Below are 24466 nucleotides of genomic sequence, written 5' to 3' on the forward strand. Positions count from 1 at the left end.
CGCGGGTTTTCGGTCGCCTGAGACATTTCTGTTCCCCAAGTCGGGGAAGCAGGATCTAGGGAAGCAGGAATCCTGGCGATTACGGGGTGCCGCCGCCGGGAATGCCGGGCGCCAGCTTGCTGGCACCGTTGATGATCTGGCTGAGGAAGTTCTGGTCCTTGCCGCCGGTCGGTGTGGTGCGCGAAATGAAGTCGAAAATCTTGCCGTCCTTCAATCCGTAATTGGCGATCTGGGTGACGCGGCTGTCCGGGCCGAAATAGACCGCCAGCACCTTCTGGTCGACCAGCCTCGGCTTGTCGAAGGCGACGTAGCGCTTGCGCGTCTGCGAGATATAGTAAAACGCCTCGTTGTCGAAAGTCGCCGTGGTCGACGGCGTGCCGAGCGCCAGAAGCACCTGCTCTCGGCTGGAACCGACCGGCACCGAATCGATCGCCTGCTGATCGAGGACATAGCCTTGCGTGAACGTCTCGCTCGGATTGAGGTCGCCGATCATCTTATTGGTGTGGCAGGCAGACAGCGCCGCCACGATAGCCAGCAAAGAGATCGCACCGGCAGGCCTCGAAATGAAAGTCGACTTGAAATTCAGCGCGCGCAACAACAATTCTCCATTCCATCGCCGCAACTTGCGCTGGGCCGCAAAACCGGTAAACCAGCTTGCTTGCCGATGCAACAAGGCCAATTCAACAAACGGTCCCCGGAGACCATCCCCATGTTCCAGCGCCTTTTTGGCCGCGAACGCCACGCCAACCGCGCCATCACCGAGGCGCTTTACGCACAAATCGTGGCGGCGGCGCGGCAGACTGTTTTTTATTCCCACTGGAATGTGCCGGACACGCCACTTGGCCGTTTCGAGATGCTTTCGCTGCACATGTTCCTGGTCCAGCACCGCATGCGCGGCGAGGACGGTGTAGCGCAGGAGATCGCGCAGGTGCTGATCGACGAGTTCTTCCTCGACGTCGATCATTCCTTGCGGGAACTGGGCATTGGCGATGTCGGCGTGCCAAAACGCATGAAGAAACTGGCGAAGATGTTCTATGGCCGCACCGCCGCCTATGATGATGCGCTGGAACGAGACGATCATGACGGTCTGACTGCGGCACTTGCCCGTAACGTCCGTCCCGACGCCGACGCCTGGCCGGAAGCGTCGCGTTTGGCCAGGTATGTCGCCGGCGCCAGCCGGCAACTGAGCGCGCAGCCGACCGAATCGATCGTTGCCGGCACTGTGGCATTTCCAGAAGCCAACGGAGGCTGATCGATGAAACACGCCGATATGCAAAGTCCGGTATCCTTTTTCGCCAATGTCGCCCGGCTGCCGCAGAAGGGGCTGCCCGTGGTGATCGAGGCTGACGCTGCCCAGCGCGCGGCACTCGCCGAGGCGCACGGGCTGCTGTCGGTCGAAGCCTATCGCGCCGAACTGCTCGTAGCGTCGTGGAAGCGCAATGGCGTCAAGGTCAGCGGCCGTGTCGAGGCGGACATAACCCAGGCCTGCATCGTCACGCTCGACCCCGTCCAGGCGCATATCGATGAGCCGGTCGAGGCACTGCTCTTGCCCGAGGATTCCAAGCTCGGGCGGCAGGGATTCGAAGGCGGCGGCGAGATCCTGCTCGACGCGGACGGGCCCGACAGTCCCGAGACATTTTCGGGCGACATCATCGATGTCGGGGCGCTTGCCGAACAGTTCTTCGGATTGGCGATCGACCCCTATCCACGCAAGCCAGGCGCGTCGCTTGGTGCCGGTGACGACACCGGATCGGCCGAGAATGAATTTCAGCAAAAACTGCGATCCTTGCTGGGAAAATCCTGAAAACCTCGCCCGCGACGGAAAAGTCGGTTGTGCGACAGCCTAAAACCGCTATTTTCGCCGAACCTTTGCGATCGCTAAAACGACTTGCCGCCTAACCGTGAGATGAATACCGCGTGATCAGGATTTCCATCGATGCTATGGGCGGCGATCACGGACCAACCGTGGTCATTCCAGCGCTCATGACGGTCGCGACCCGCCGTCCCGACATCCGCTTCGTCGTCTACGGACGTGAGGAACTGGTGCGCCCGGAACTGGCCAAGTTTCCCAAATTGGCCGAGGTCAGCGAGTTCTTCCACTGCGAGATCGCGGTCAGGATGGACGACAAACCGAGCCAGGCGCTGCGCCATGGCCGCTGGAAGTCGTCGATGTGGAAGGCGGTCGAGGCGGTCAAGTCGGGCGCCGCGGATGCATGCATCTCCGCAGGCAACACCGGCGCGCTGATGGCGATGTCGAAATTCTGCCTGCGCACCATGGCCACGATCGAACGTCCGGCGATTGCGGCATTGTGGCCGACATTGCGTGGCGAGAGTGTGGTTCTGGACGTGGGCGCCACCATTGGCGCCGACGCGCACCAGCTCATCGATTTTGCCATTCTCGGCACCGGCATGGCGCGTTCCGTATTCGGCGTCGCCCGGCCCACGGTCGGCCTGCTCAATGTCGGCGTGGAAGAGATCAAGGGCCAGGAAGAGGTCAAGGAAGCGGGACGCATGTTGCGCGAGGCCAACATGGCCTCGATGAACTACCATGGCTTTGTCGAAGGCGACGACATCGGCAAGGGCACGGTCGACGTCGTGGTGACGGAAGGCTTCGCCGGCAACATCGCGCTGAAGACGGCGGAAGGCACCGCGCGTCAGATAGCTGGCTATCTGCGCGCCGCGATGAGCCGCACCCTGATGGCCAAGATCGGCTATGTCTTCGCCAAGGGCGCCTTCGACCGCCTGCGCGAAAAGATGGATGTCGGCCGCTCCAACGGCGGCGTGTTCCTGGGGCTGAACGGCATCGTCGTCAAAAGCCACGGCGGCGCCGATTCGGACGGTTTCGCCGCGGCGATCGAACTCGGCTACGATATGGTGCGCAACAATCTGCTCGACCGCATCGAGGCCGACCTCGATCTGTTTCATGCGCGCAACCCGCATGCCCTGACAGCTAGGAAATCCGACGTCGTTACCGACGCAAAGGAATAGGAAAGAATTTTGATCAGATCAGTTGTGCGCGGCACGGGCGCCGCGCTGCCCCGCCGCATCATGAAGAATGCCGATTTTGAAGGCATGGTCGAGACCTCCGACGAGTGGATCGCCCAGCGCACCGGAATCCGCCAGCGCCATATCGCGGCCGATGACGAGACGACGGCCTCCCTGGGCGAGGCCGCGGCGCGCGCCGCGCTTGCCGATGCCGGATTGACCCCAGACGATATCGATCTGATCGTGCTGGCGACCTCGACGCCCAACAACACGTTCCCCGCCACGGCCGTCGAGATCCAGAACCGGCTCGGCATGCAGCACGGTTTTGCCTTCGACTTGCAGGCGGTATGCTCAGGCTTCGTCTATGCGGTGACGACAGCCGACCTCTATATCCGCGGTGGCCTGGCAAAGCGGGTGCTGGTGATCGGCTCGGAGACCTTTTCGCGCATCCTCGACTGGAGTGATCGCTCGACCTGCGTGCTGTTTGGCGACGGCGCCGGCGCGGTCGTTCTGGAAGCGGGCGAGGGGGCCGGCACGATCGCCGACCGAGGCGTCCTGGGGGCCAGCCTGCGTTCCGACGGCGCGCACAGGGAGAAGCTTTTCGTCGACGGCGGGCCGTCGACGACGGGAACGGTCGGCCATCTGCGCATGGAAGGCCGCGAGGTCTTCAAGCACGCGGTCGGCATGATCACCGATGTCATCGAGACGACCTTCTCGGCCGCTGGCATTACCGCCGACGATCTTGACTGGTTCGTGCCACACCAGGCCAATAAACGGATTATTGACGCTTCAGCAAAAAAGCTCGGGATAGCGGAGCAAAAGGTGGTGGTCACCGTCGATTTGCACGGTAACACCTCGGCTGCTTCCGTACCGCTGGCGCTGTCGGTGGCCGTCGCCGATGGCCGCATCAAGAAGGGTGACCTGGTGCTCCTGGAGGCGATGGGCGGCGGCTTCACCTGGGGCGCGGTTCTTGTTCGCTGGTAAGTGGAGAACGGTCCGGTTTCGGTCCTTGACCTTGCCGGATCAATTACTTAGGCTCTGCTGTTGTTGTGCCGATTTTGTGTTTGAACTGATGGGACGGTCGCATGGGGGGAAAAACACTTACGCGCGCCGACCTGGCCGAGGCCGTCTACCGGAAGGTCGGTCTGTCGCGCACTGAATCCGCCGAACTCGTCGAGGCGGTACTGGACGAAATCTGTGAAGCGATCGTGCGCGGCGAGACGGTGAAGCTGTCGTCCTTCGCGACGTTTCATGTCCGCTCCAAGAATGAGCGGATCGGGCGCAATCCCAAGACCGGCGAGGAAGTGCCGATCCTGCCGCGTCGGGTGATGACCTTCAAATCGTCCAACGTGTTGAAGAGCCGAATCTTGCGTTCTCACCAGAACAGCAAGGCCAAGGGCGGCAAATAGTCCTCATTGCACGGTTGAAAACCGGTGCCGCGATGACGGCGGGCTTGAATATTGCTTCACAAACCGCTGAAATAAGATCCGATTCGGCGGTATGGCCGGATTGGTGTTCTGGCGTATGATCGATTCCGCGCTGGCGGAACAAGCTCTTCTCTTCGTTGAGCCTGATCTCGTCTGAAGACCGTTCCTGGCCACGCTCCAGCGTGAGGATTTCGCCCATGGACAAGAGCCCTGACGCCTTCCGCACCATCAGCGAGGTCGCGGAAGACCTCGACCTGCCACAGCATGTGCTGCGTTTCTGGGAGACGCGCTTCAATCAGATCAAGCCGATGAAGCGCGGCGGCGGCCGTCGCTACTACCGGCCGCAGGATGTCGAACTGATCAAGGGCATCCGCCATATGCTCTATGACCAGGGCTACACCATCAAGGGCGTGCAGAAGCTGCTGCGCGAAAACGGCAATCATTTCCTGGTCGCCATCGGCAATGGCGACATGGCCGCCGTCGAGGCGATTTCGCAGCGCAAGCAGGCCGATCAGGTGCCGCTGACGCCGGCAGCCCAGCCGCGCGGGGGAGATGACGAACTGGTTGGCCAGCCAAGGGTCAAGCCCAGCCGCCGCTTTTTCGGCCTGGGCAAGAGCGACGAGGAAGGTCCGGTTGCGCCGGATGCGTCGAAACTCTCGCGTGACAATCGCGCGCTGCTGCAGGAGGCGTTGTTCGACCTCCTGGAATGCAAGCGCCTGCTTGACCAGGTGCGCTGACCGCGAGTGGCTTCGACGTCCCGAAAACCGGAACCGGCGGTCGGGTGAGGCGTTACGTTTCCTTCTGCGAAGCAAGGAAACGGATGATGGTATCATATTCGACCCTTTCGGACATCGACCTGGAAAAGCAGGTCGCGGCTCTCTCGAGGGAACTCGCGGCGTTGCGCAAGGCAGTGTCAAAGCGAGGTGGCGCTTATTATGAAGACGGCCGTGATGCCGCTCTTGATGCGTATTCGGATCTTGCGGAGCGCCTGCGCGATGCCATGCCGGCAATCCGCAAACAGGGCAGGGTGATCGAGAAATCGGCACGCGACCATCCGGCCGCGGCCGCCGCGGTCGGCCTTGTCGTGCTCGGCCTAGTCGCCAGCCTGCTGCTCGGCCGGCGCTGACTGCTACTCCAGGACAAATCTAGAGAGAAATGGCGGCTCGCTTTTCCAGGCCGGCCGCCATTCCCATTCATATCAGCGATTTGTCGTGCCGCGTCGGCATCTGGCACGAAGCGCGTCGGCATAGAGGCGCACGACACCGGCGTGCGGCCGGCGCAGGAAGGCGGATTGATCGAGCCGCCACAGCCGCTCGATTTCCGCGGCGATCGTCGGGTTTGTCCATGTGCCATATCCGGCGGCCGAGTAGACGGTGATCTCGCCGGCATGGAGACGCTCGTCGGTGACCAGGAAATCGATCCTGACATAATCGAGGTCGCCGGCTATGGCGGGCGCGATCGAGATCGCCTGGCGGACATGGGCGATGAGCCGCGCATTGACAGGCAAGACCTGATCCTCGCCGGGATAGTCCGGATCGCGGCCGGGCAACGGATTGGCTTCCCGGTCGAACAGCAGCGAACGCTTGGCGTGCTTGTCCTCCACCCAGACATGGCATATCACCCCGCTGCAGACATGGACCTTGATGTCAGTGGCGATCGTCCCGCTGCTGAGCGCCAGCCGCTCCTCCACGAAAACAGTCGGTACGACAGGCCAATAGGCCCATTCGCCATTGCGCCGGCCGTAACGCTTTTTGAGCCAGCGGCTCGCCTTGCGCACGATGGCAGTGCGATCTGGTTCTCCGTCGGAGACGAATATGTTCATTGCGCAGCCATGGTTTGCCTTGACCATGACGTCTCCAACGAGCAGGCCCGGTGGGATGTCCGTGGCGTCGCGCCCGGACCAAAGCGTCTTTGGCATTGCGATCTCGGGACAGGCGTCCCGGATATGGACCTTGGCCGCGAGCTTGTCGGTCAGCGTCACGAACAGCGGGTTGCGATCGAGGATTTTTCGCCAGAGCAACAGCTCATGGTAGCGGCTGGGTACGGCGGTATTGGGCAGATAGCCCAGTTTCATGACAAATCGTACGACGAGGACAGGGTGGCGCAGCGTCAGCCACAATCGCGCGACCGACAGGACAACGCGGTCTGTCCGGGAAAGATAGGCCTTGGCCGTCATCGGGGATACCTGGCCTGTTGGCGAAGCCTGATCCGGCGCAGCATGCCGCTCGGAAATATCCTTGCCGTATCGCGATTTGGCGTCGCGTGAAAGATTTCGTCTGTCGTCGCGGTATCGGCAATTGGCGCCAGAAATCCCGCCCGCGCTGTCATTCGGCGAAAATCGATAGGTCCCATTCATGTCGGCTTGGCATTGTACGACCAAGAGAAGACCAGCCCTGAACAATGAGCCAAGGCGGTCTTCTCGTTGGCAGTCTGGTACGCTCAGTATGCCTTCTTCACAACCTTCTTCATGTGATGGTGATGATGGCGATGGTGGTAGCGGTGATGGTAGCGATGATGGTGGTGGCGATGATGATGCTTTGCCATCATGGCCGCATCCGCGCTCGTCGCACCGATGACCGGCGCCGTGAAAACGAGGGCAACTGCAAGCCCGATGGCCGAGAGGAGGGACTTCTTCATGGATCGTTTCCTTTCTTCGCAGGCAGGTATCAATCGGGCCGATATCCCGACCGCCGCGAATGGAATTACGCTCCTGAATTTTTTCGTCAGTATTTCTCGATTGTAGAATCTTGTTTCTGAACTGTTTCGGAGGAAACCGGCTTCCTGCTCCGTTATCGCCAGGGTCGAAAGCCGGCTGTTTGGCTTACATCGGCGGGATCACGCCATTGTTGCCCACAACGACGCGGCTGGCGCTGAGCGTGCCGTCAGCCTCGCGATGCGCGGGAACGAAGACCGTCGCGCTTGGCTTGAGATCGGTCGGCGCGGCCGGCGCGAAGGTGACGACGGGCGTGCCGTCGGGTATGGAGATCTTCTTCGTCTGCCCATTGTCATAGGTCAGCGTCACGGCCCGCCCGTTTATGTCGGTGACGTCGGCGACGGTGCCGTTGGTCATGCGGCTGTTCGGCTCCAGGTCCCAGGGGCGGTCCCCCTCGCCAGTGCCTTTCAGGGCTGCGGGAAAGATCACCACTTCCAGAGCGCCGCTGCCGCCGTCGGCCTTGGAGACAGAGGCGATGCCGAGGAAATCGCCCTGCTTGATGTCCTTTACCGACGCGTTGGCAACGCCTGAAATCTTCCAGCCGTCTTTCAGTTTGACCGCGGCGGCATCGCCCTGACGGGTTTTCACGGCGAGCAGCGAGGGCTCGAAACTGACCACCGTGCCGCGCACGCGCACTGCGTCAGCTGCCTGCGCGCTGGCCACGCCGACGCCGGAAAGCATGGAAATCGTGCCGAGCACGAAGAGGGATGTCTTGAGGTTCATGGGGGTATCCTTTTGGGAAAGGCTGGCGGAAAGCGATGGTTTCACGCCAGCGACGTCGAGATAACGAACGGGTGGGGCGAAACTGCTGGGCAAAAAGCCGGTCGGGCGTTCAAAACAACTTGATCGGGGCAGGGCGTGGCAGCGCTTGGCAAATCGCTGGCGAGAGGGCATCTTCCTGCTCGTCTCAGGCAACATCCATTTTGATCAAATGCTTTCAGTCAACGGAGTTGCCAATGCCCAACAATGCAAAAAACCACGCCCTTTCCGAACCATTAGCCAACGAGATCGGGCCAGATTACAACACCCTCAGGGCAATGCGGGAAACGCGCGGATACAGCCTCGAAGCGCTTTCCCTGACCTGCGGCCTCTCGGTCGACGAGATCGAGGACATCGAAAGCGGCCGGGCGGCCGACCCGGCGAAGCTGCGTCGTATCGCGTCCGCGCTTCGTTTGCCCCAGGACGCTCCCATTGCTTCCGCCGCACCGACACTGGCCGCACAAGGCCGGCCTCAGGCATAGATCGGCGACAGGCATGCCCAAGAAACCCGCCAAGGCCCGCTTGGCGGGTTTCTTGTTGACGCGATGGCATTCTCCGGCAAGCCGGGCTTGCCGATTTGCAGATCGCACGTGTTCATACGTGCGGCCCCCAAATCCGCGCCGATCGCATCTGCCATGCATCGGGCCTGAACCGTGAGTTTTTCGATATGAGCCTGGACTCCGTTGGTGCCTTCTTCACGGCTCACGCGCCTGATATCGAGGTCATTGTCACGCAATCGAGTTCGGCGACGGTGACGCTGGCGGCGGAAGCGCATGGCGTCCTGCCGGCGCAGATCGCCAAGACGATCTGCCTTCGCGTCGGCGAGCGCACCATGCTGGTCGTGACCAGCGGCATCGCCAGGCTGGACAACCGCAAGTTCAAGGACCAGTTCGGCGGCAAGCCGCGTATGCTGGACGCACAAGAGGTTGTCGCTGCCACGAGCCATCCGGTGGGCGGTGTCTGCCCGTTCGGCCTGCCGGCGCCGCTGCCGGTCTATTGCGACGTCTCGCTGCACGAATTCGCCGAGGTCGTACCCGCCGCCGGCGCCACCAACGCCGCGGTGCGGATTGCACCGCAGAGGATGGTCGAACTGGTTGGCGCGGAATGGGTGGATGTGTGCCAGGCCTAGTGCCGGATCCAATCCTGAGTTGAGCCGGGCAGGATGGGCAATTCGAGAATGAGGGGCGGACTTGTGGGGGCAAGTCCCTGCTTTAAAATGGTCGGAGTGGCCGGATTCGAACCTTATCCGGAGTCCGAGTGTCCACTGAGAGTGTAGATTGCTTCGGCACTGAAATCGAATCGCCACCAAAATCTATGTTGATCCCCAGATCGGCGGCAGCCCAATTCAAAGCTTCATTTAGACGTCAACTTACCCAGTCTAGTGTAGTGTCGTTCGATAGCTTAGGTCTGGAAACGACGCCACATCACGCATCGACGATGCCCTGTCGGCGGGGTTGCCTTTGAGGACAGCGAGAAAGAACGCGGTAGCCAGTGCTGTCGCCTCATGGAAGTTGGGCGTCGATGAATTCATGAAAAACGTATGCCCGCCATGATCAAACGTGGCCAACGCTTTATCTGGACTACCAATGCCGTCATACGCCCACAAAGCGTTGAATTTAGGCGAGACAACGGTGTCGTCGGAAGCGAACATTATCAGTGTCGGCAGCTTGACCGCCGCAATGCCTTTGTCGCCAAACGCATGCAGTTCGCCGCCCGGAGCTGCGGCGACGAGAGCCGCCACGCGCTTGTCCCAGATGGGCGGCATTGGCGCCGCAAACGGATCAGAAGCGCCATAGTGCGTTGCGATGGCTTGCTCGTGGCCGACGAATTGGCACGTTTCATAAGCTTTGGAGTCGTCTTTGTTTGCAGCGCACCAAGCATCCAGCGCCTTTAGATCAATTTGTGCGCCCGCCGCCTGGAACGCGGTGGTACCACCTGTCGACAATCCCCAGACGCCGATGCGAGAGGTGTCGATGACCCCGGCGAGCTTTCCACCTGGGGCGCCCAACATATCAGCGTACCCAATCACCCGCACCACATTGGCCGGGCGATTGTAGAGCAGCCAGACCGCCTGTCGATCTTCCCAGGAAACTCCGTAATCCAAGGGTCCGGTATCATAATCGGCAGCAGCGACGACGAAACCATGGGATGCGAGGTGCCGGCCCACCGAACCGAACATGTAGCCGAGGCCTGAAAGCCCATGGATCACGACCACCAGCGGATAGGGACCACTTGTCGCTGCAGGCGCATCAATCGATTCATCTAGAACCGCGTTGGGGGTCTGGCGCGGGACCGGCGGCAGGATACCAGATCATGGCTGCCATTGAACGTTTGCCGGACGTGTCGGAGAACGTAAACTTCTGGAGGCCAACCGCAAACGGTCCGGGCTTGGTATAGTCTTCAGCATTTGAAGGCGTAACAAACGCCACAAGCCACAATGCAAGTCCAGTCAGCAAAAGAGTGAACCGACCCATAATTTCACCTCCCCGCGGGCCAACCATCCTCGGCCCATGACGATCACGTTTCAAAAACACCAGTGCCGCAGCCGTGACGATTACGCCTGCCAGGCCAACCAAGTATCGTTCTCCGACCGCATGCACCGAATGGTCCCCAGGCGGTGGCTGATGTCGTCCAAGGCCATTTTTCGGCGGCGTCGCTGGCAACAGCATCTGCCGCGAGCCGGTGAGCTATCATCCGGTCGCGCGTCATATCGATTCCTCCTCTGTGGCTGTCTTATGGATGGGCTCGGACATTTGTGTAACATATTAGGGAGTGCTAATCTAGGAGATGACGCCAGGCATAAGTCCAGCGGGCCACCTAGCGAGTCCGCGAGTTTGGGTGATTACGACTGCGGTCACTGCAAGGGGGCCCTTCGATGCATACGGTCAGCGCGCGACAACGCGCAGGGCTGGCAAGCGTGGTGGTCACGGTTGCAGCCCTTGAGAGCGGTATTGCCTCAGCACACTGCGCCAGTCGAAGTTGGACGTATCCCCCTGCCTGTTGTCACGGCGATACAGTCACCGGTGAATGCGGAAAGATTCCCGCCAGCACGGTGACGCCGCGACCGGACGGCTATATCATCATCTTGCGTCCGGGCGATCATCAGAAGGTCACTCACCAGAACCGTTATTTCGTTCCTTATGATGTCGTGATTCCTTCGGGAGATGATAACTTCCACATCTGCCTGCATCCCACCGAAGAAGACGAAAACTGTTTCTTCGCGCCAGCCGACACGATGTAGAAAAAGGGAACGCCGAGCCTTTAAGTGCAGCGAGGCGGGTCGACGAGCAGTGTCGCTCGGATTCACTAGGCGATCCGACTCCAACGTGAAGACAACGCTCGGGACTCACCAGGGATCAGCCCGCCTGAGGTCTCCGGAGCCGCCGACGCTGCTTTGTCCCTAGCGCAATCGTGCTCGTCCGCAAGGGACGCTCCGCTCAAACCCTTGCGGACTGCGCGCGCCAGCGCTTGACGGGACGCGCGACGGTGGCTCCGGTGATCAGGCTTGGGTCCCGGACCAACTCGGCGGAAGGCTGGTGTCCAGCGCCGCGATGTCGTGTTCGATATAGAGTGCCAGATCGACGGTTTGGGATAGTCAATCTGCTTCAGGCGTATTGGCTGAGAGTGTTCCTCGCTCGATAGGTCGCGGGTGCGGCCGCAATTTCGGAGGGCGAGATCAAACTGACCCGTCGCCCTTTCCATGGCCCTTCCTAAGACCTTCTATGTACCCGGCAAGCCAGGTATCGATCTATTAATCGCGATAGCTATTCCTATATACACAATGCAAAATAGGAGGCTCCACCACGGATACCCCCATCCTAAGCGGGACATATTGTCCGCTGCAACGCACAACGCAATTATGAAGCCAGCTATTACCACGGCTATCCTATCGAAATTGTGTTAAACACAACGACGAGCGTCGCCCTGTAAATAGTTCTTATGCCATCCATGGACATCTCGAAATTCTTCCATCGTTTTCAAGAGCCCGTCGTTGAGCTGGATGCGAATCTGGTGATGGCTCCCACGAGTTTCAGGGTTCAGACGCTGCCAACATCAGGTTTCCCGCCGCCGGCAGTACATCCGTGCTCGGCGACGGGCGGGCGGGGTACACCCAGAGTTCGGAGCAGTGCCTATTTCGCAGGATCGTCGTTCCAGATATGGCGATAGAGCAGCCAGTTGCCGTCCTGCGCCTTCTTCCAGACCACTATAGACTTGCCGGCACACAGAGCAGGAAGACAGCGACTTCGGCGATCAGGACGGCATGAACGAGGACTGCACGGGCGAGCCGTCGCTTGGCTGGACAATGGCCATGAACCAAGACCACGCCATTACGTGGCCGGGCGGCTGGGGCGCTGGAAGACGGCGAGCAGGACGCCGGCGACATGCCGGAGGACGAGCGCTACGGCGGTCTCTGACTTTCCCTCATTTGCTGGAATGTAGCCCGGCGGCTTCGGCTTCCGGGCCTTTTGTTACCCTTGGTGCTTTTTCGGTGGAAATCTGAAAATCGGACTTTGGGGATAAGTCCTTGATTTTGTTTTGGTCGGAGTGGCCGGATTCGAACCGACGACCCCTTGACCCCCAGTCAAGTGCGCTACCGGGCTGCGCTACACTCCGGACCGGTCGCGATGTATCGTGATAACCCGGCTCGGGTCAACCGATTTCCGCGATAATTGTCTTGCCGCGACCGCGGGCTTGAACGAGGCCCGCAATACCGGCCTCAACTCCCGCTGGTGGCGGTATTCCAGGGCGATGGCTCCCCAGATCAAGCCAAGCAGCAGATACATGTGGCGCCAGTGGTCGATGTCGATGAAGGTGCCGAGCCCGATATTGCCGATGAAGGCGACGTAGGCGCACAGGAGGTAGGGCTGCCAGGGCCGGTCGCGCAGCAGGATGCGGAACCCCGCCGATATCGTCCAGACGATCAGCGTCAGGAACGAGACGAAGCCGAGCCAGCCATAATCCATCAGCATCTTCAGCCAGATATCGTGCGTGTCCTCGCCGTAGATCGTGCCGAAGACCAGCGGCCCGATGCCGAACGGATGCTCCATCGCCATCTGGAAACCGATCGTGTAGCGCGCGAAGCGGCCGAGACGGGCGGTGTCGTAGCTCTGTTCGAGATGGGCGCGGTTGGAGAACATCTCCGCCACTCCAGGCAACTGCAATATGACGATGATGGCGACGGCCAGCAGCGATAGCGCGGCAATGGTCATGATCACCACGCGCAGCCGGAACATGCCGCTGGCGCTCTGCAGGAACAGGCAGCCGGTGAGCAGGACGGCCGAAACCGCGAACATGCCCCAGGCGCCGCGCGAGAAGGAGAAAAAGATGCCGGCGCTGATGACAAGCAGCGGCATAGCCAGCAGCGGCATGCGCGTGACCGGTCCGGTCAGTAGCAGATAGAGCAGGTAGATGCCGGGCAGCACCAGGAACGGCCCGAACACGTTCGGGTCCTGGAAAGCGCCGGCGGCGCGGTCGTATTTGGTGAACATCTCCGCGCTCGGGAAGGCATGGAAATAGCCCGCTATGCCAAGCAGCGACGTCGCTACCGCCGAGACGACATAGGCGTTGAAGATCAGCCGGTAGAGATTCGGCTGCGTGGCGGTGACCGATGCGAAGAACACGGCGCTGAAGGCGAGGAACAGCGACACGGCGAGGTAGAGCGGCGTGTTGGCGAGGTTCGCCATCTGCGTCATGGAGATCATGCCGCCGATATTCATCGTCACAAGCAGCACCAGCAGCGGCATGGCCGCGCGCGAAATCCTCAGGCCGAACAGAGCCCAGATGGCGATCAGCCCGGCCATGTAGATTTCGTAAGGCGCCGGCTCGCTGATGACGAACCCCGACAGAAGAATGCCGAGCACGACCGCGCTCGAGGAGATCAGCGTGATCAGCTTGGCGTTGACCGCCGCGCGCGGCAGATCATGGCTGATCGCGCTCAATAGGCGTTTTCCGTATTGAGCAGGCGGATCGGCGTCAGGAACAGGATCCGCAGATCGAACAGCAGCGACCAGTTCTCGATGTAATAGAGGTCGTATTCGGTCCGCATGCGGATCTTCTCGTTGGTGTCCATTTCGCCGCGCCAACCATTGATCTGTGCCCAGCCGGTAACTCCTGGCTTGACCTTGTGGCGCGCGAAATAGCCATCGACCACCTCATTGTAGAGCAGGTTGTGCGACTGCGCGGCAATGGCGTGCGGGCGCGGACCGATGAGCGAGAGCGAGCCGAGCAGCGAGTTGAAGAACTGCGGCAGTTCGTCGATCGAGGTCTTGCGGATGAAGCGGCCGACACGGGTGACGCGCGGATCGTTCTTGGTCACGGTCTGCTTGGCGGTCGGGTCCGACCTGTCGGTGTACATGGAACGGAACTTGTAGACTTCGATCACCTCGTTGTTGAAGCCATGCCGCTTCTGCTTGAACAGAACCGGCCCCTTGCTGTCGAGCTTGATGGCGATTGCCGTGCCAAGCATCACCGGCAAGAAGACGACGATTCCGACGAGACTGAAGATGATGTCGAAGGCGCGTTTGGCGACCGAGTCCCAGTCGTTGATCGGCTTGTCGAAGATATCGAGCATCGGCACCGAGCCGATGTAGGAATAGGCGCGTGGACGGAACTGCAGCGCATTGGAATGCGCCGACAGCCGGATGTCGACCGGCAGCACCCACAGTTTCTTCAGCAATTGCAGCACGCGCGATTCGGCGGTCAGCGGCAACGACACGATCAGCATGTCGATGCGGGCGATGCGGGCGAATTCGATCAGTTCCGAAATGGTGCCGAGCTTGGGATAGCCGGCGACGAGGGCTGGCGAACGCTTGTCGTTGCGATCATCGAAGATGCCGCAGATGCGGATGTCGTTGTAAGGCTGCTTTTCCACCGAGCGGATGAGCACTTCCGCCGCCTTGCCGCCGCCAACGATGACCGCGCGCCGTTCCATGCTGCCATCGCGCGCCCAGCGCCGGATCAGCTTCGACATCACCAGCCTGAGACCGAAAAGGCAGACGAAGGCAACGACGAACCAGGTGCCGAACAGCAGGCGCGAATAGTCTTGCGACATCTTCATGGTGAACGCCGTCAACGCCATCATGGCGAAGGTCCCGGCCCAGACCAACAGGATGCGCCCAAAATTGGCGATCGGCCGCATCAGGGACACGACCTGGTAGCAATCGGTGACATCGAGCAGAACCACGGCGAGGAACGACGCGGCGGCGATCGTCAGCGGATATTGCCAGGCGAGGTAATTGAAGAATCCGACGTAGTAGAAATAGACGCAGAGCCCCGAGACCAGCAGCACCGCGAATTCGACCATGCGCAGCACGCCGCTGACCATGATCGGCGACATCGTATCGCGCCGGTATTGCGACGCGACCTGCCGGGCAACGTCGTTCATGCCGCCGGGCTTGTCGCCGTCGGCAGGGCCGTCGAATTGACGCACCGCTTCTGATGAAAAGCGGTTCGCGGGGTCGATTTCGTTCATGGAACTGTCCGCAAGCTTTCCCTGGGTGATTAGCAAAAGAGAGCTAAGAAACCCTTGAAACAACCTGTGGCTTTGGAAGAGCCTGAACTACTTTTCGAGCGCGGCGAAGTAGGCCTTCTCGATTTCGGCGGCCATGACGTCGGCGCCGAAGCGCGCCCTGAGCGTGGAGTCATCGGGCATGAGTTTGCGATAGGCGGCAAGGTCGCCCAGCGCCTGGCTCATCTTCTCGGCGAGCTCAGTCGGATCCGGCCGGATCAGGGCAGGGGAGCCCGAACCGAAAATCTCCGGTATGCCGCCGACCGAGGTCGCGATCATTGGCCTTGCCGCGGCAAGTGCCTCCAGCACGGTATAGGGCATGGCTTCGGCGCGCGAGGGAACGACGACGAGCGCCGCCAGCACAAAGGCCTCCCGGGCCGGCATCGGCGGCAGGAAGCGGACATTGCCTTCAAGCCCCAGGCGCTTCACCTGCGCGTGGTAGCGGGGCAGGTCGTCGCCGTCGCCGACCATCACCGCATTCGGCGCGCGCCCGAGCCGGGGAGCGGCGGCGGCCAGGGCATCGATGAAGATGTCGGGGCCCTTGAGGTCCCTCATCATGCCGATATAGAGAAAATCGGCCGCGTCGGCCCTGGCGGTCACCGGCTCGAATTCGGTGGCGCGAAGTCCATTGTAGACCAGCGTGTTCGGGATCGGCGGCTCGCCCACCTTCCTGCGATAGGTCCGCCGCTCGTAGTCGGACACGAACAGCAGGCTATCGGTGAAGCGTGCCATGAGATACTCGAGCGCGAAGAACAGCTTTCCTGTGGCTGTGTTCTCGTCATAGTGGAGAGAGCCGCCATGCGGCGAATAGAGGCGGGCTACGCGAGACCTTGATACCCGCAACAATGAGCCGAACAGACGGGCATAGGCGCCACCCTTGGCGCCGTGCCCGTGCAGCACGTCCGGCCGCAATTCCTTGATGATCCTGTAGGTGCGCCGGGCCGAGGTCAGGTCGCCCGGGCCGACATGGCGCTGCATTGGCGTGCGATGGATGCCGAGCGCCAGCATGTCCCTCATCTGCTCGAACAGACGCTCCTCGAATTCGCCGCCGGTGGTCGAGTCGCAGACGATGCCGACCATGTGGCCGGCGGCGACCTGCGCTTCCGTCAGGTCGCGCACGTGCCGGAAAATTCCTCCGACGGGTGAGCGAAAGCAGTGGACGATCCTGAGCTTGCCCGCCACGAGGTGTCTGTTCAGAACAGGCGTTCGCGGACGTAGACGGTATCTCCCGGCAGCAGCGGATCGGAGGTGACCACGCGGCCGGTTAGCACCTTGCCGTTGATGTCGCGGGTGATGTCGACGCTCTCCTGGTTGGCGCGTGGCGTGAAGCCTCCGGCGATGGCGATGGCCTTCTGCACGGTCAGGCCGGGCACGTAGGAATATTGGCCGGCGGCGCCCACTTCGCCCATGACGAAGATCGGCCGGTAACGATCGATCTCGACCGAGACGTCGGGGTCGCGCAAATAGCCTTGCCGCAGTTTGTCGGCGATCTCCTTCTCCATCTGTTGCGCGGTGTGGCCACGTGCCGGTATGGCGCCGACGAGCGGGAAGGAGATGTAGCCGGACTGGTCGACGCTGTAGCTATTGGTCAGGCCGTCCTGCTCGAACACGGTGACGCGGACACGGTCGCCCGCGCCGAGACGATAGGGCTGGTCGAGGACCTCGTGAAAGGCGGCCGGAGTCGGCCGGTAGCTGGAGCAGCCCGCGAGCATCGACACGGCAAGCAGTGCGCGAAAGAGGGAAGCAGTGCTTTTCATGATCGGACAGGTACCTTCGACTGGCCGCTGCGGCGTCGCAGCAAACATCTGGGATCGCGCCCGTTATCATCCTGTTAGGGTTAATGGCCGGTAAAGGAGCCCCGCCAATAGCGATCAGCAGACAAGGTTTTGCGATTTTATCGATTTTTTGCTGTCACCCGCCAGTAAACCCTAATGGAAGCTTACCGTGATCTTAACGGCTGAGTTACCATAGTTGTTTACGGTGCATCCCGACCCAGTTTCGGAGTAGGGATGCATGTCCGTTCAATCCGCGGCCGCAGACGTCGATGTTGATCTCAGGCAGCTCTTTGCCAGCCTGGGGCGGAACTGGCTGCGGATCCTGGTCTTCGTTCTCGTCGTGACGGGACTTGCCTTCGCGGCCGCGTCGTTCGCGACCCGGTATTACAAGGCCGAGACGCAGGTGGAGATCGCTCCACGTGAATCCGTCTACACCCGTCCGGCCGGCAGCAACAATGACGGCGACAAGCCGATCCTCGACGAGCAGGGCGTTGCTACCCAGGTCCAGATAATTTCGTCCAACGAAATCCTCAAACAGGTGGCGCAGAAACTCGGCCTGTCACGACTGCCTGAGTTCGACGAAACGATCAACATGTCGTCCCTGAGCCGCGGTCTGATCCTGCTTGGATTGAAAAGCGACCCGATGGACGTTCCAACCGACGAGCGCGTGCTGAAGAAGATGCGCGAGAAGCTCAACGTCTACGGCGTTGAAAAGACTCGCATCATTGCCATCGAGTTCTCTTCGGAAGATCCCAAGCTTGCCGCCTCCATCCCCGATGCCATTGCCGCCGCTTACATAGCTGGGCAAGGCGCGGCCAAGAGCGAATCGAACACCGCCGCCGCGGACTTCCTGGCGCCCGAGATCGCCGACCTGTCCAAGCAGGTCAGGGATGCCGAAGCCAAGGTCGCGGCTTACCGCGCCCAGTCGGACCTTCTGATGGGCGGTAACAATTCCACCCTGGCCACCCAGCAATTGGCCGAGTTGTCGACCGAGTTGTCGCGGGTGCGGGCCAACCGCGCCGCTGCCGAAGGCACGGCCGAGAGCGTGCGCAAGGCACTGCAGAATGGCGGATCGCTGGATTCACTGCCGGAAGTGCTGTCTTCCGATCTGATCCAGCGTTTGCGGGAGCGGCAGGTCGAACTGCGTGCCAACATCGCCGATCTGTCGACGACGCTGCTCGACAATCATCCGCGTATTCGCGCCGCCAAATCACAACTGGCCGATCTCGATGCGCAGATTCGCAGCGAAGCCCAGAAGATCATGAAGGGGCTGGCGATGCAGGCCGATGCCGCCAAGGCGCGCGAAAGCCAGCTTGTCGCCGACGTCAACACGCTCAAGGCTGCTTCGGCGCAGGCCGGCGAGCAGCAGGTCGGGCTCGACGCGCTGCAGCGCGATGCCGCCGCCAAGCGCCAGCAGCTCGAACTTTACCTGACCAATTATCGCGAGGCGGCGTCGCGTCAGGATCGCAACTATGTTCCGGTCGACGCTCGCATCGCCTCGCCGGCTTCCGTTCCCTCCGAGCCGTACTTCCCCAAGATCGGGCCGATCGTCGGTGCTGCCGCCGCGGCTTCCCTTCTGCTGGCGGCGGTGTTCACGCTGCTTCGGGAGCTCTTCTCGGGCCGCGCCATGCGCCCGGCCAGCGGAGCGCGGTTTGAACCGATCGACGAGGTGGCGATGCCGCCAGCCGCTTATCAGGAGCCATTCACCCGCTCGGAGCCGGTAGTCGCCAACGAGTTCGCCAATCGCGCCGCCGAGCCGTCATGGCCCGAAGCGGCTGCACCGACGCAGCCGCGGCCTGCCGCCGAGGTCGAGCCTGTCGCCAAAGAGAAGCCTGTCGCCGAACCTGAATCCTTGGCCAAATCTGAACCCGTTGCCGAGCCTGAGCCCATGACTGAGCCGCCGGAGCCCGTCGTGGAGGTTCGGCGGCCGCGTTCCGTGCTCGGCGAGATCGACGTCGAGAAGGCTGCCGAGAAGCTGATCGCCAGCGGGGCCGCGCGTGCCATATTCGTTTCCCCCGAGGGCGACGAGGCGGCGGCGTCGGCGATCCTGGTGGCGCGCGAGGTTTCCGACGCCGGTCTGCGCGTCCTGCTGCTCGACCTCACTGCCTCCGGTGCTGCTTCGCGGCCGATGCTGGACAGCGGGCTTTTCCCCGGCATCACCAATCTGCTGGCGTCGCAGGCGCAGTTCAGCGACGTGATCCATGCCGACCTCTATTCCGACTGCCATGTCATCCCGGTAGGCACCGCCGATCCGGTCCGTGCCATGCGCGCCGCCGATAGGCTGCCGATCATCATGCAGTCGCTGACAACAGCCTATGACCTGGTGGTGGTCGAATGCGGCCCGGCCGACGCACAAGGCATCAGCCGTCTGGGCGGCGAGGCCACCGAGGTATTCTTGTCCATGCTGGAGGCCGACGACGAGGTGACGCAGGCCGCGGTCAAGTTGATCGAGAGCGGCTATCCCGACCTGACGCTGGTGACGCCGCTCGGCCACGAGCCGCCAGGCAACCCGGTGCCGGGGCGGCGTTCAGCAGCCTGAAAGAGCTGCCACTCGAAGGCACGTCAGGCCTATCCCAGTTCCAGGGTCGTCACGCCGAATATTCTGTTGGCGTCGAGCCTCGGCGGCGGGCCTTTGTACATGCGCGTGGTGGTGAAGGTCGATGAGAAGCCTGCCGCCACGAGCGCCGCGATGAAATCCACCTTGCTGGCCGGAACGTCGATGTGAAGGTCGCCACCTTCGCAGGCGCTCGCCAGGTCGTCGAGCAAATCCAGTGCGGTCCGTGTATCGTCGGCGAAGAGCGGGCCGATCTTGAAGCCGCTGCGGCAGGATCGCGCTACCGCGTAACCGGCCGTCCCCCGCGGCGTGATTGCTGCCAGCGCGCGATGCGGCGGCTGCAGCCATCGCTGCAGGAAGGAATGGCGGGACGCGGGAAAGCAGAGTGCGTCATACCTGATGATGTCTGGCACCAATTGCGCGGTCACCGTGCGAGGCCGTTCGGCGCCGATGGTCAAGGTTGCAGGGCGCCCGCTGTAACGAATGGTCTCGTAGAGCGGCCTGAACCCTTTGCTCTCGTAATTGGCCTGTTGCTCTTCGACGCCATCGAGGCCGATGGTGCGCCCGGCCAGCCTTGTCATGCCCGCGGTCCATACCGCCTTGCCATAGCCCTTGCCGCGCATGTCCGGCCGGCAGATGTAGAGGCCGATGAAACCAAAATCGCGCCCATAGGCTGCCGCCGATATCCCGGCAACCATTTCGCTGCCGGCAAAGGCACCGATGAAACCCCTGGGATCCGCTGCCTGAAACATTGCCGCATCGTCAAGGCCGGGGTTCCAACCCTCCGCGGCCGCCCAGTCGACGAGATCGGCCAATTCTGCCAGCGACAGCGTGCGGATGATCGGTTTCATGGTGCTTACTCAGCAGCGACTGCTCCTGGGGAGAACGATTTCAGCATACCACGATAGGGCTTGGCGAGCGGGTTCGCATAAGCACCGCGCTTCGATGTCGAGAGGCCAAGAGCCACCAGGGCCTCGGCTTGCTTCAAAGCGGCTCCGACGCCGTCAACGACAGGCAGACCGAACTCGCTCTGCAACCTGTGGGCAAGATCCGCCATGCCGGCGCAGCCAAGCACGATGGCCTCGGCGCGATCCTCCTCCACGGCCCGGGCGATCTCGTCGCGGAGCTTGCCAACCGCTCCTGAAGCCGGGTCCTCAAGTGCCAGTACCGGAATCTCGGCGGCCCGCACGCGCGCCCGAGCGGACATGCCGTAGCGTTGCACCAGCCCCTCGACCGGAACACGCGAGCGTTCGGTGGTGGTTACGACAGTGAACCGCTGGGCAATGAAGCAGGCCGTGCTGAGTGCTGCCTCGCAGATGCCGATGACGGGAATGGCGGCCATGGCTCTGGCGGCATCGAGGCCGGTGTCGTCGAAGCAGGCGATGATCGCGGCCTGCGCCCCGGCACGTTCGCCGGCGGCGATCTCCGTGAGCAGGCCGGGCACGGCCAGTGCCTCGTCATAATAGCCCTCGATCGAGGCCGGTCCCATGGACGAGGTGACGGCGACGATTTCGGTCCAGGCACCGGCGACACTGCGCGCGGCTGCCGCGATCGTCTCGGTCATGCTCGCCGTCGTGTTGGGATTTACCACCAGTATCTGCACTGTCACGCTCTGGTCCGGCGGCGGCCGACATAGAGGATGGCGCCTAGCGTCGCCAGGATCACTAGGAAGGAAAACACGGTGGTCACCGTGCCCAGCGCGTAGAGCACCGGCGTGGTGACATTGGTGGTCATGCCGTAGATCTCGAGCGGCAGAGTGTTGAAGGTTCCCGAGGTCATCAGTGTGCGGGCGAACTCATCATAGGACAGCGTGAAGCCGAACAGGCCGACGCCGATCAGGCTTGGCGCGATCATCGGCAGCACGACATGGGCGAAGGTCTGCCAGGATGAGGCGCCAAGGTCGCGCGCGGCTTCCTCATAGGCAGGCGAGAAGCGGTTGAAGACGGCGAACATGATGAGCACGCCAAACGGCAAGGTCCAGGTCAGATGCGCGCCGAAGGCCGACGTATACCAGGCCGGACGGAAGCCGACCTGCTGGAAGACGACGCCGATGCCCAGCGAAATGATGATCGAGGGTACGACGAGGCTGGCGACCGCCAAGTAGAACAAGGCGGTGGCACCGCGAAATTTCTGGCGGAAGGCCAGCCCGGCCAGCAGCGAGACGACGACGGTGACGATCATCACCATGAGGCCGAGAACCAGCGAGCGCTTGAAGCTGCCGCCGAAATCGCCGACCGCCTGGCGCTCGAACAGATTGGCGAACCAATGCAGCGACACGCCGTTGAGCGGGAAGGTGAGGCCGCCGGTCTCGCCCTGGAAGGAGAGGATCAGGATCGCCGACAGCGGCCCATAGAGGAACAGTACGAACAGCGCGAAGAACACCGCCAGCGCGTAGAATTCGAGGGTGCGTTTTTCGTGGCTCACGTCACAGTTCCCTCCGGATGTCGACGATGCGCAGGATGCCGGCGACCATCAGGAGCACGAGCACCAAAAGCACTACGGCGTTTGCGGCGGCCGCCGGATATTGCAGCAGCGACATCTGGTTCTTCATCATGAGCGCGACGGATGCGCTCTGGCCGCCCGACATCACCTGCACGGTGGAGAAATCGGCCATTACCAGCGTGACCACGAAGATGGTGCCGATCGCCATGCCGGGCTTGGCCAGCGGGATGATGACGTTCCACAGCACTTGCCAGCCGGACGCGCCGGCATCCCGCGCGGCCTCGACCAGCGAGCGGTCGATGCGCATCAGCGTGTTGAAGATCGGCGTCACCATGAACAGCGTGTAGAGATGTACCATGGCCAACACGACCGCGAATTCAGAGTAGAGCAGCCATTCGATGGGTTTGGGCACCAGGCCCAGATGCACCAGGGTCGAATTGATCAGCCCGTTGCGGCCGAGCACCGGGATCCACGAGATCATGCGGATGATGTTGGAGGTCAGGAACGGCACGGTGCAGACCAGGAACAGCACCATCTGCATGGCCGTGGTGCGGATATGGAAGGCGAGGAAATAGGCAACCCAGAAGCCGATGAACAAGGTCAGCGCCCAGACGACAACAGCGAATTTGATGGTGTTGAGATAAGTTTTCCACGTGACCCACGAGCCCAGCACATCGGAATAGTTCGTGGTCAGGAAGTCCGGATACATGGAGGCGAAGTCGTAGTCCCAGAAGGACACGACGACGATCATGATGATGGGCAGGAGCAGGAACGAGCCGAGGATCAGCGCCAGAGGCGCCGACTGGAGATAGGGCGTGACGACGCCGATTGACAAGCGTCGTCGTCGGGCTGGTTTCGCGGCGGCGATTGCGGGGCGTTCGAGCGCGACTGTCATCAATGCTCTCGGTTCTTGGCGACGCGGCCTGAGCCGCTTTCCCTTCTCCCGCAAGGGGAGAAGGGGCAGAGGAGGTGCTTGTTGTTTCACTTACGCCGCGATGAACTCGTTCCAGCGCTTCACCATGTAGCGGTCCTCGTCCATGACCGAATTCCAGCAGGCGACCTTGCCCATGCGCTCTTCGAAGGAGCCGCCGTCGCGTACGGCGCCGGCCTTCTCCATGACGGTGCCGTCCGGCGCCTTGATCTCGCCCTTGGCCGGCTTGCCCTCGATCCAGTAGCCCCACTCGTCGTCGGACATGAACTTCTTGGCCGAGACCATGTTGGCCGAATAGTAGCCTTGGCGGTTGAGGTATCCGCCGACCCAGCCCGACGTGTACCAGTTGATGTATTCATAAGCCGCGTCGAGCTCGGCGCCCTTGAGATGGGCCGCGAGGCCAAGACCGCCGCCCCATGAGCGGTAGCCTTCCTTGAGCGGCTGGAAGCGGCAGGCGATGCCCTTGGAGCGCACGGCGGCGACGGCCGGCGACCACATCGACTGGATGACGACTTCGCCCGATGCCATCAGGTTGACGCTCTCGTCGAAGGATTTCCAGAAGGCGCGGAACTGGCCGGCTTGCTTGGCCTTGATCAGGAAGTCGATCGTCTTGTCGATCTCGTCCTTGGTCATGTTACCCTTGTCGGCATATTTGATGTTGCCGGTCGCTTCCATGATCATCGCCGCGTCCATGATGCCGATGGACGGGATGTTGAGGATCGCGGTCTTGCCCTTGAAGGCCGGGTCCATGATGTCGGCCCAGGTGGTGATGTCACGGCCGACGAGGTCGGGGCGGATGCCAAGCGTGTCGGCGTTGTAGATGGTCGGCACCATGGTGAACCAGTTGGTCGGTGCCTTGGCGAAGGTCTTGCTATCCTGCGCCTCGACGTAGCCAACGGTGTGCGGCGCGGTCCCCTGGGCAATCACGCTGTCGGGTGTGAGCTTGCCGGTTTTGAACAGCGGCACCAGTTCGTCGTAATATTTCAGCTTGCTGACATCCATCGGCTGCAGCACGCCGGTGGGGAATACCTTCTTGCATATCCAGTATTCGATGTCGGCGATATCGTAACTGTCTGGCTGCGTCACGGCGCGCTGGGCGGCGGCGTCGGAATCGGTTGCCGTCATCTCCAGGGTGATGCCGAGATCGGCCTTGCACCTGTCGGCGATGGCGTTGAGATTCGACACGCCGGTGCCGAACTGGCGCAGCGTGATGTTGGACTGCGCCCAGATGGTCGGAAAGCCCGTTATGACGCCCGAGCCGGCGGCAAAGCCGACGGCGGCGGCACCTGTCTTGAGCAGCGAGCGGCGCGAAATGCCTGTCTTGGTTTTCGATGTGTTTGTCATGCGTATTCCCCTGTCTTGTTTTGCTTCGT

Annotated in this window: 25 protein-coding genes and 1 tRNA gene; 11 read left to right on the plus strand and 15 right to left on the minus strand. The window is 61.8% G+C overall.

Annotation, left to right across the window (positions count from 1 at the left end):
• Window positions 1-79: 79 nt before the first annotated feature.
• On the minus strand, window positions 80-595 hold the full coding sequence (locus FJW08_RS04585; protein WP_140755368.1) for an outer membrane protein assembly factor BamE: 516 nt from the start codon (window positions 593-595) through the stop codon (window positions 80-82).
• Window positions 596-709: 114 nt separating this feature from the next.
• Here FJW08_RS04585 and FJW08_RS04590 point away from each other — a divergent pair, with 114 nt between their 5' ends.
• The 7 genes from FJW08_RS04590 (at window position 710) to FJW08_RS04620 (ending at window position 5538) form a co-directional block, all read left to right on the plus strand.
• Window positions 710-1252 carry a ubiquinol-cytochrome C chaperone family protein gene (locus FJW08_RS04590; RefSeq protein WP_140809170.1) on the plus strand — a complete coding sequence of 181 codons (543 nt, stop codon included), beginning with the start codon at window positions 710-712 and terminating at the stop codon, window positions 1250-1252.
• Window positions 1253-1255: 3 nt separating this feature from the next.
• Window positions 1256-1804, plus strand: coding sequence for a DUF177 domain-containing protein (locus FJW08_RS04595; protein ID WP_140809172.1), 549 nt, complete (start codon window positions 1256-1258; stop codon window positions 1802-1804).
• A 113-nt stretch (window positions 1805-1917) separates the two neighbouring features.
• Window positions 1918-2988: a phosphate acyltransferase PlsX gene (gene plsX / locus FJW08_RS04600; RefSeq protein ID WP_140755362.1), complete on the plus strand. Its 1071-nt coding sequence runs from the start codon at window positions 1918-1920 to the stop codon at window positions 2986-2988.
• Between the two features lie 9 nt (window positions 2989-2997).
• Window positions 2998-3969, plus strand: a complete 972-nt coding sequence (locus FJW08_RS04605) for a beta-ketoacyl-ACP synthase III (protein WP_140809174.1) — start codon at window positions 2998-3000, stop codon at window positions 3967-3969.
• 101 nt (window positions 3970-4070) lie between these two features.
• Window positions 4071-4394, plus strand: a complete 324-nt coding sequence (locus FJW08_RS04610) for an integration host factor subunit alpha (protein ID WP_006201891.1) — start codon at window positions 4071-4073, stop codon at window positions 4392-4394.
• A gap of 215 nt (window positions 4395-4609) precedes the next feature.
• Entirely contained in the window at window positions 4610-5149 is a 540-nt protein-coding gene (locus FJW08_RS04615) for a MerR family transcriptional regulator (RefSeq protein WP_127280880.1), read from the plus strand.
• An 86-nt stretch (window positions 5150-5235) separates the two neighbouring features.
• Complete coding sequence (locus FJW08_RS04620; RefSeq protein WP_140755358.1) at window positions 5236-5538, plus strand: hypothetical protein; 303 nt, start codon at window positions 5236-5238, stop codon at window positions 5536-5538.
• A gap of 72 nt (window positions 5539-5610) precedes the next feature.
• Here the strand turns inward: FJW08_RS04620 and FJW08_RS04625 are convergent, their stop codons facing one another.
• The 3 genes from FJW08_RS04625 to FJW08_RS04635 all read right to left on the minus strand — a co-directional run bounded on the left by FJW08_RS04625 (window position 5611) and on the right by FJW08_RS04635 (window position 7848).
• Entirely contained in the window at window positions 5611-6588 is a 978-nt protein-coding gene (locus FJW08_RS04625) for an ATP-grasp fold amidoligase family protein (protein WP_181182834.1), read from the minus strand.
• 263 nt (window positions 6589-6851) lie between these two features.
• The gene (locus tag FJW08_RS04630; RefSeq protein ID WP_140755353.1) at window positions 6852-7049 is read right to left on the minus strand and encodes a hypothetical protein; all 198 of its coding nucleotides are present in this window, start codon (window positions 7047-7049) and stop codon (window positions 6852-6854) included.
• A gap of 184 nt (window positions 7050-7233) precedes the next feature.
• Window positions 7234-7848, minus strand: a complete 615-nt coding sequence (locus FJW08_RS04635; RefSeq protein ID WP_140809176.1) for a hypothetical protein — start codon at window positions 7846-7848, stop codon at window positions 7234-7236.
• Window positions 7849-8081: 233 nt separating this feature from the next.
• Here FJW08_RS04635 and FJW08_RS04640 point away from each other — a divergent pair, with 233 nt between their 5' ends.
• Both FJW08_RS04640 and FJW08_RS04645 read left to right on the plus strand, forming a co-directional pair.
• The gene (locus FJW08_RS04640; protein WP_140755349.1) at window positions 8082-8366 is read left to right on the plus strand and encodes a helix-turn-helix transcriptional regulator; all 285 of its coding nucleotides are present in this window, start codon (window positions 8082-8084) and stop codon (window positions 8364-8366) included.
• A gap of 185 nt (window positions 8367-8551) precedes the next feature.
• The gene (locus tag FJW08_RS04645) at window positions 8552-9013 is read left to right on the plus strand and encodes a YbaK/EbsC family protein (RefSeq protein WP_140809178.1); all 462 of its coding nucleotides are present in this window, start codon (window positions 8552-8554) and stop codon (window positions 9011-9013) included.
• 249 nt (window positions 9014-9262) lie between these two features.
• On the opposite strand, the gene FJW08_RS04650 is transcribed toward FJW08_RS04645, so the two are convergent.
• A complete protein-coding gene (locus FJW08_RS04650; protein ID WP_140809179.1) occupies window positions 9263-10189 on the minus strand; it encodes a dienelactone hydrolase family protein in 927 nt (308 codons plus the stop codon).
• Window positions 10190-10759: 570 nt separating this feature from the next.
• On the opposite strand from FJW08_RS04650, the gene FJW08_RS04655 reads away from it, so the two are divergent.
• Window positions 10760-11125, plus strand: coding sequence for a hypothetical protein (locus FJW08_RS04655; protein WP_140809181.1), 366 nt, complete (start codon window positions 10760-10762; stop codon window positions 11123-11125).
• Between the two features lie 1296 nt (window positions 11126-12421).
• On the opposite strand, the gene FJW08_RS04660 is transcribed toward FJW08_RS04655, so the two are convergent.
• From FJW08_RS04660 to FJW08_RS04680, 5 genes are all read right to left on the minus strand, one after another.
• Window positions 12422-12498 (minus strand) — tRNA-Pro (locus FJW08_RS04660).
• Entirely contained in the window at window positions 12489-13823 is a 1335-nt protein-coding gene (locus tag FJW08_RS04665; protein WP_246682208.1) for an O-antigen ligase family protein, read from the minus strand. Before FJW08_RS04665 ends, FJW08_RS04660 begins: the two co-directional genes overlap by 10 nt.
• Window positions 13820-15355, minus strand: coding sequence for an undecaprenyl-phosphate glucose phosphotransferase (locus FJW08_RS04670; protein WP_140809183.1), 1536 nt, complete (start codon window positions 15353-15355; stop codon window positions 13820-13822). Before FJW08_RS04670 ends, FJW08_RS04665 begins: the two co-directional genes overlap by 4 nt.
• Window positions 15356-15442: 87 nt before the next feature.
• Window positions 15443-16573, minus strand: coding sequence for a glycosyltransferase (locus FJW08_RS04675; protein ID WP_140809185.1), 1131 nt, complete (start codon window positions 16571-16573; stop codon window positions 15443-15445).
• An 11-nt stretch (window positions 16574-16584) separates the two neighbouring features.
• Entirely contained in the window at window positions 16585-17148 is a 564-nt protein-coding gene (locus tag FJW08_RS04680; protein ID WP_140809187.1) for a polysaccharide biosynthesis/export family protein, read from the minus strand.
• Between the two features lie 256 nt (window positions 17149-17404).
• Here FJW08_RS04680 and FJW08_RS04685 point away from each other — a divergent pair, with 256 nt between their 5' ends.
• Window positions 17405-19705, plus strand: coding sequence for an exopolysaccharide transport family protein (locus FJW08_RS04685; protein ID WP_140809188.1), 2301 nt, complete (start codon window positions 17405-17407; stop codon window positions 19703-19705).
• Window positions 19706-19734: 29 nt separating this feature from the next.
• On the opposite strand, the gene FJW08_RS04690 is transcribed toward FJW08_RS04685, so the two are convergent.
• The 5 genes from FJW08_RS04690 to FJW08_RS04710 form a co-directional block, all read right to left on the minus strand.
• A complete protein-coding gene (locus FJW08_RS04690; protein ID WP_140809190.1) occupies window positions 19735-20571 on the minus strand; it encodes a GNAT family N-acetyltransferase in 837 nt (278 codons plus the stop codon).
• A gap of 5 nt (window positions 20572-20576) precedes the next feature.
• On the minus strand, window positions 20577-21323 hold the full coding sequence (locus FJW08_RS04695; protein WP_181182841.1) for an aspartate/glutamate racemase family protein: 747 nt from the start codon (window positions 21321-21323) through the stop codon (window positions 20577-20579).
• A 2-nt stretch (window positions 21324-21325) separates the two neighbouring features.
• The gene (locus tag FJW08_RS04700; RefSeq protein WP_140809193.1) at window positions 21326-22144 is read right to left on the minus strand and encodes an ABC transporter permease; all 819 of its coding nucleotides are present in this window, start codon (window positions 22142-22144) and stop codon (window positions 21326-21328) included.
• Window position 22145: 1 nt separating this feature from the next.
• Window positions 22146-23057, minus strand: coding sequence for an ABC transporter permease (locus tag FJW08_RS04705; protein ID WP_140809195.1), 912 nt, complete (start codon window positions 23055-23057; stop codon window positions 22146-22148).
• Between the two features lie 90 nt (window positions 23058-23147).
• Window positions 23148-24437 carry a PotD/PotF family extracellular solute-binding protein gene (locus FJW08_RS04710; RefSeq protein WP_140809197.1) on the minus strand — a complete coding sequence of 430 codons (1290 nt, stop codon included), beginning with the start codon at window positions 24435-24437 and terminating at the stop codon, window positions 23148-23150.
• Window positions 24438-24466 lie beyond the last annotated feature (29 nt).

The sequence above is a fragment of the Mesorhizobium sp. B3-2-1 genome (assembly GCF_006439515.1).
In the GTDB taxonomy this organism is placed as follows: Bacteria; Pseudomonadota; Alphaproteobacteria; order Rhizobiales; family Rhizobiaceae; genus Mesorhizobium.

Excerpts from the sequence above, each read along its gene's own strand:
- FJW08_RS04590 (WP_140809170.1), top strand. The coding sequence starts at position 710 with ATGTTCCAGCGCCTTTTTGGCCGCGAACGCCACGCCAACCGCGCCATC.
- FJW08_RS04595 (WP_140809172.1), top strand. The coding sequence starts at position 1,256 with ATGAAACACGCCGATATGCAAAGTCCGGTATCCTTTTTCGCCAATGTC.
- FJW08_RS04610 (WP_006201891.1), top strand. The coding sequence starts at position 4,071 with ATGGGGGGAAAAACACTTACGCGCGCCGACCTGGCCGAGGCCGTCTAC.
- FJW08_RS04615 (WP_127280880.1), top strand. The coding sequence starts at position 4,610 with ATGGACAAGAGCCCTGACGCCTTCCGCACCATCAGCGAGGTCGCGGAA.
- FJW08_RS04620 (WP_140755358.1), top strand. The coding sequence starts at position 5,236 with ATGGTATCATATTCGACCCTTTCGGACATCGACCTGGAAAAGCAGGTC.
- FJW08_RS04625 (WP_181182834.1), bottom strand. The coding sequence starts at position 6,588 with ATGACGGCCAAGGCCTATCTTTCCCGGACAGACCGCGTTGTCCTGTCG.
- FJW08_RS04630 (WP_140755353.1), bottom strand. The coding sequence starts at position 7,049 with ATGAAGAAGTCCCTCCTCTCGGCCATCGGGCTTGCAGTTGCCCTCGTT.
- FJW08_RS04635 (WP_140809176.1), bottom strand. The coding sequence starts at position 7,848 with ATGAACCTCAAGACATCCCTCTTCGTGCTCGGCACGATTTCCATGCTT.
- FJW08_RS04640 (WP_140755349.1), top strand. The coding sequence starts at position 8,082 with ATGCCCAACAATGCAAAAAACCACGCCCTTTCCGAACCATTAGCCAAC.
- FJW08_RS04645 (WP_140809178.1), top strand. The coding sequence starts at position 8,552 with ATGAGCCTGGACTCCGTTGGTGCCTTCTTCACGGCTCACGCGCCTGAT.
- FJW08_RS04655 (WP_140809181.1), top strand. The coding sequence starts at position 10,760 with ATGCATACGGTCAGCGCGCGACAACGCGCAGGGCTGGCAAGCGTGGTG.
- FJW08_RS04670 (WP_140809183.1), bottom strand. The coding sequence starts at position 15,355 with ATGAACGAAATCGACCCCGCGAACCGCTTTTCATCAGAAGCGGTGCGT.
- FJW08_RS04680 (WP_140809187.1), bottom strand. The coding sequence starts at position 17,148 with ATGAAAAGCACTGCTTCCCTCTTTCGCGCACTGCTTGCCGTGTCGATG.
- FJW08_RS04685 (WP_140809188.1), top strand. The coding sequence starts at position 17,405 with ATGTCCGTTCAATCCGCGGCCGCAGACGTCGATGTTGATCTCAGGCAG.
- FJW08_RS04690 (WP_140809190.1), bottom strand. The coding sequence starts at position 20,571 with ATGAAACCGATCATCCGCACGCTGTCGCTGGCAGAATTGGCCGATCTC.
- FJW08_RS04705 (WP_140809195.1), bottom strand. The coding sequence starts at position 23,057 with ATGACAGTCGCGCTCGAACGCCCCGCAATCGCCGCCGCGAAACCAGCC.
- FJW08_RS04710 (WP_140809197.1), bottom strand. The coding sequence starts at position 24,437 with ATGACAAACACATCGAAAACCAAGACAGGCATTTCGCGCCGCTCGCTG.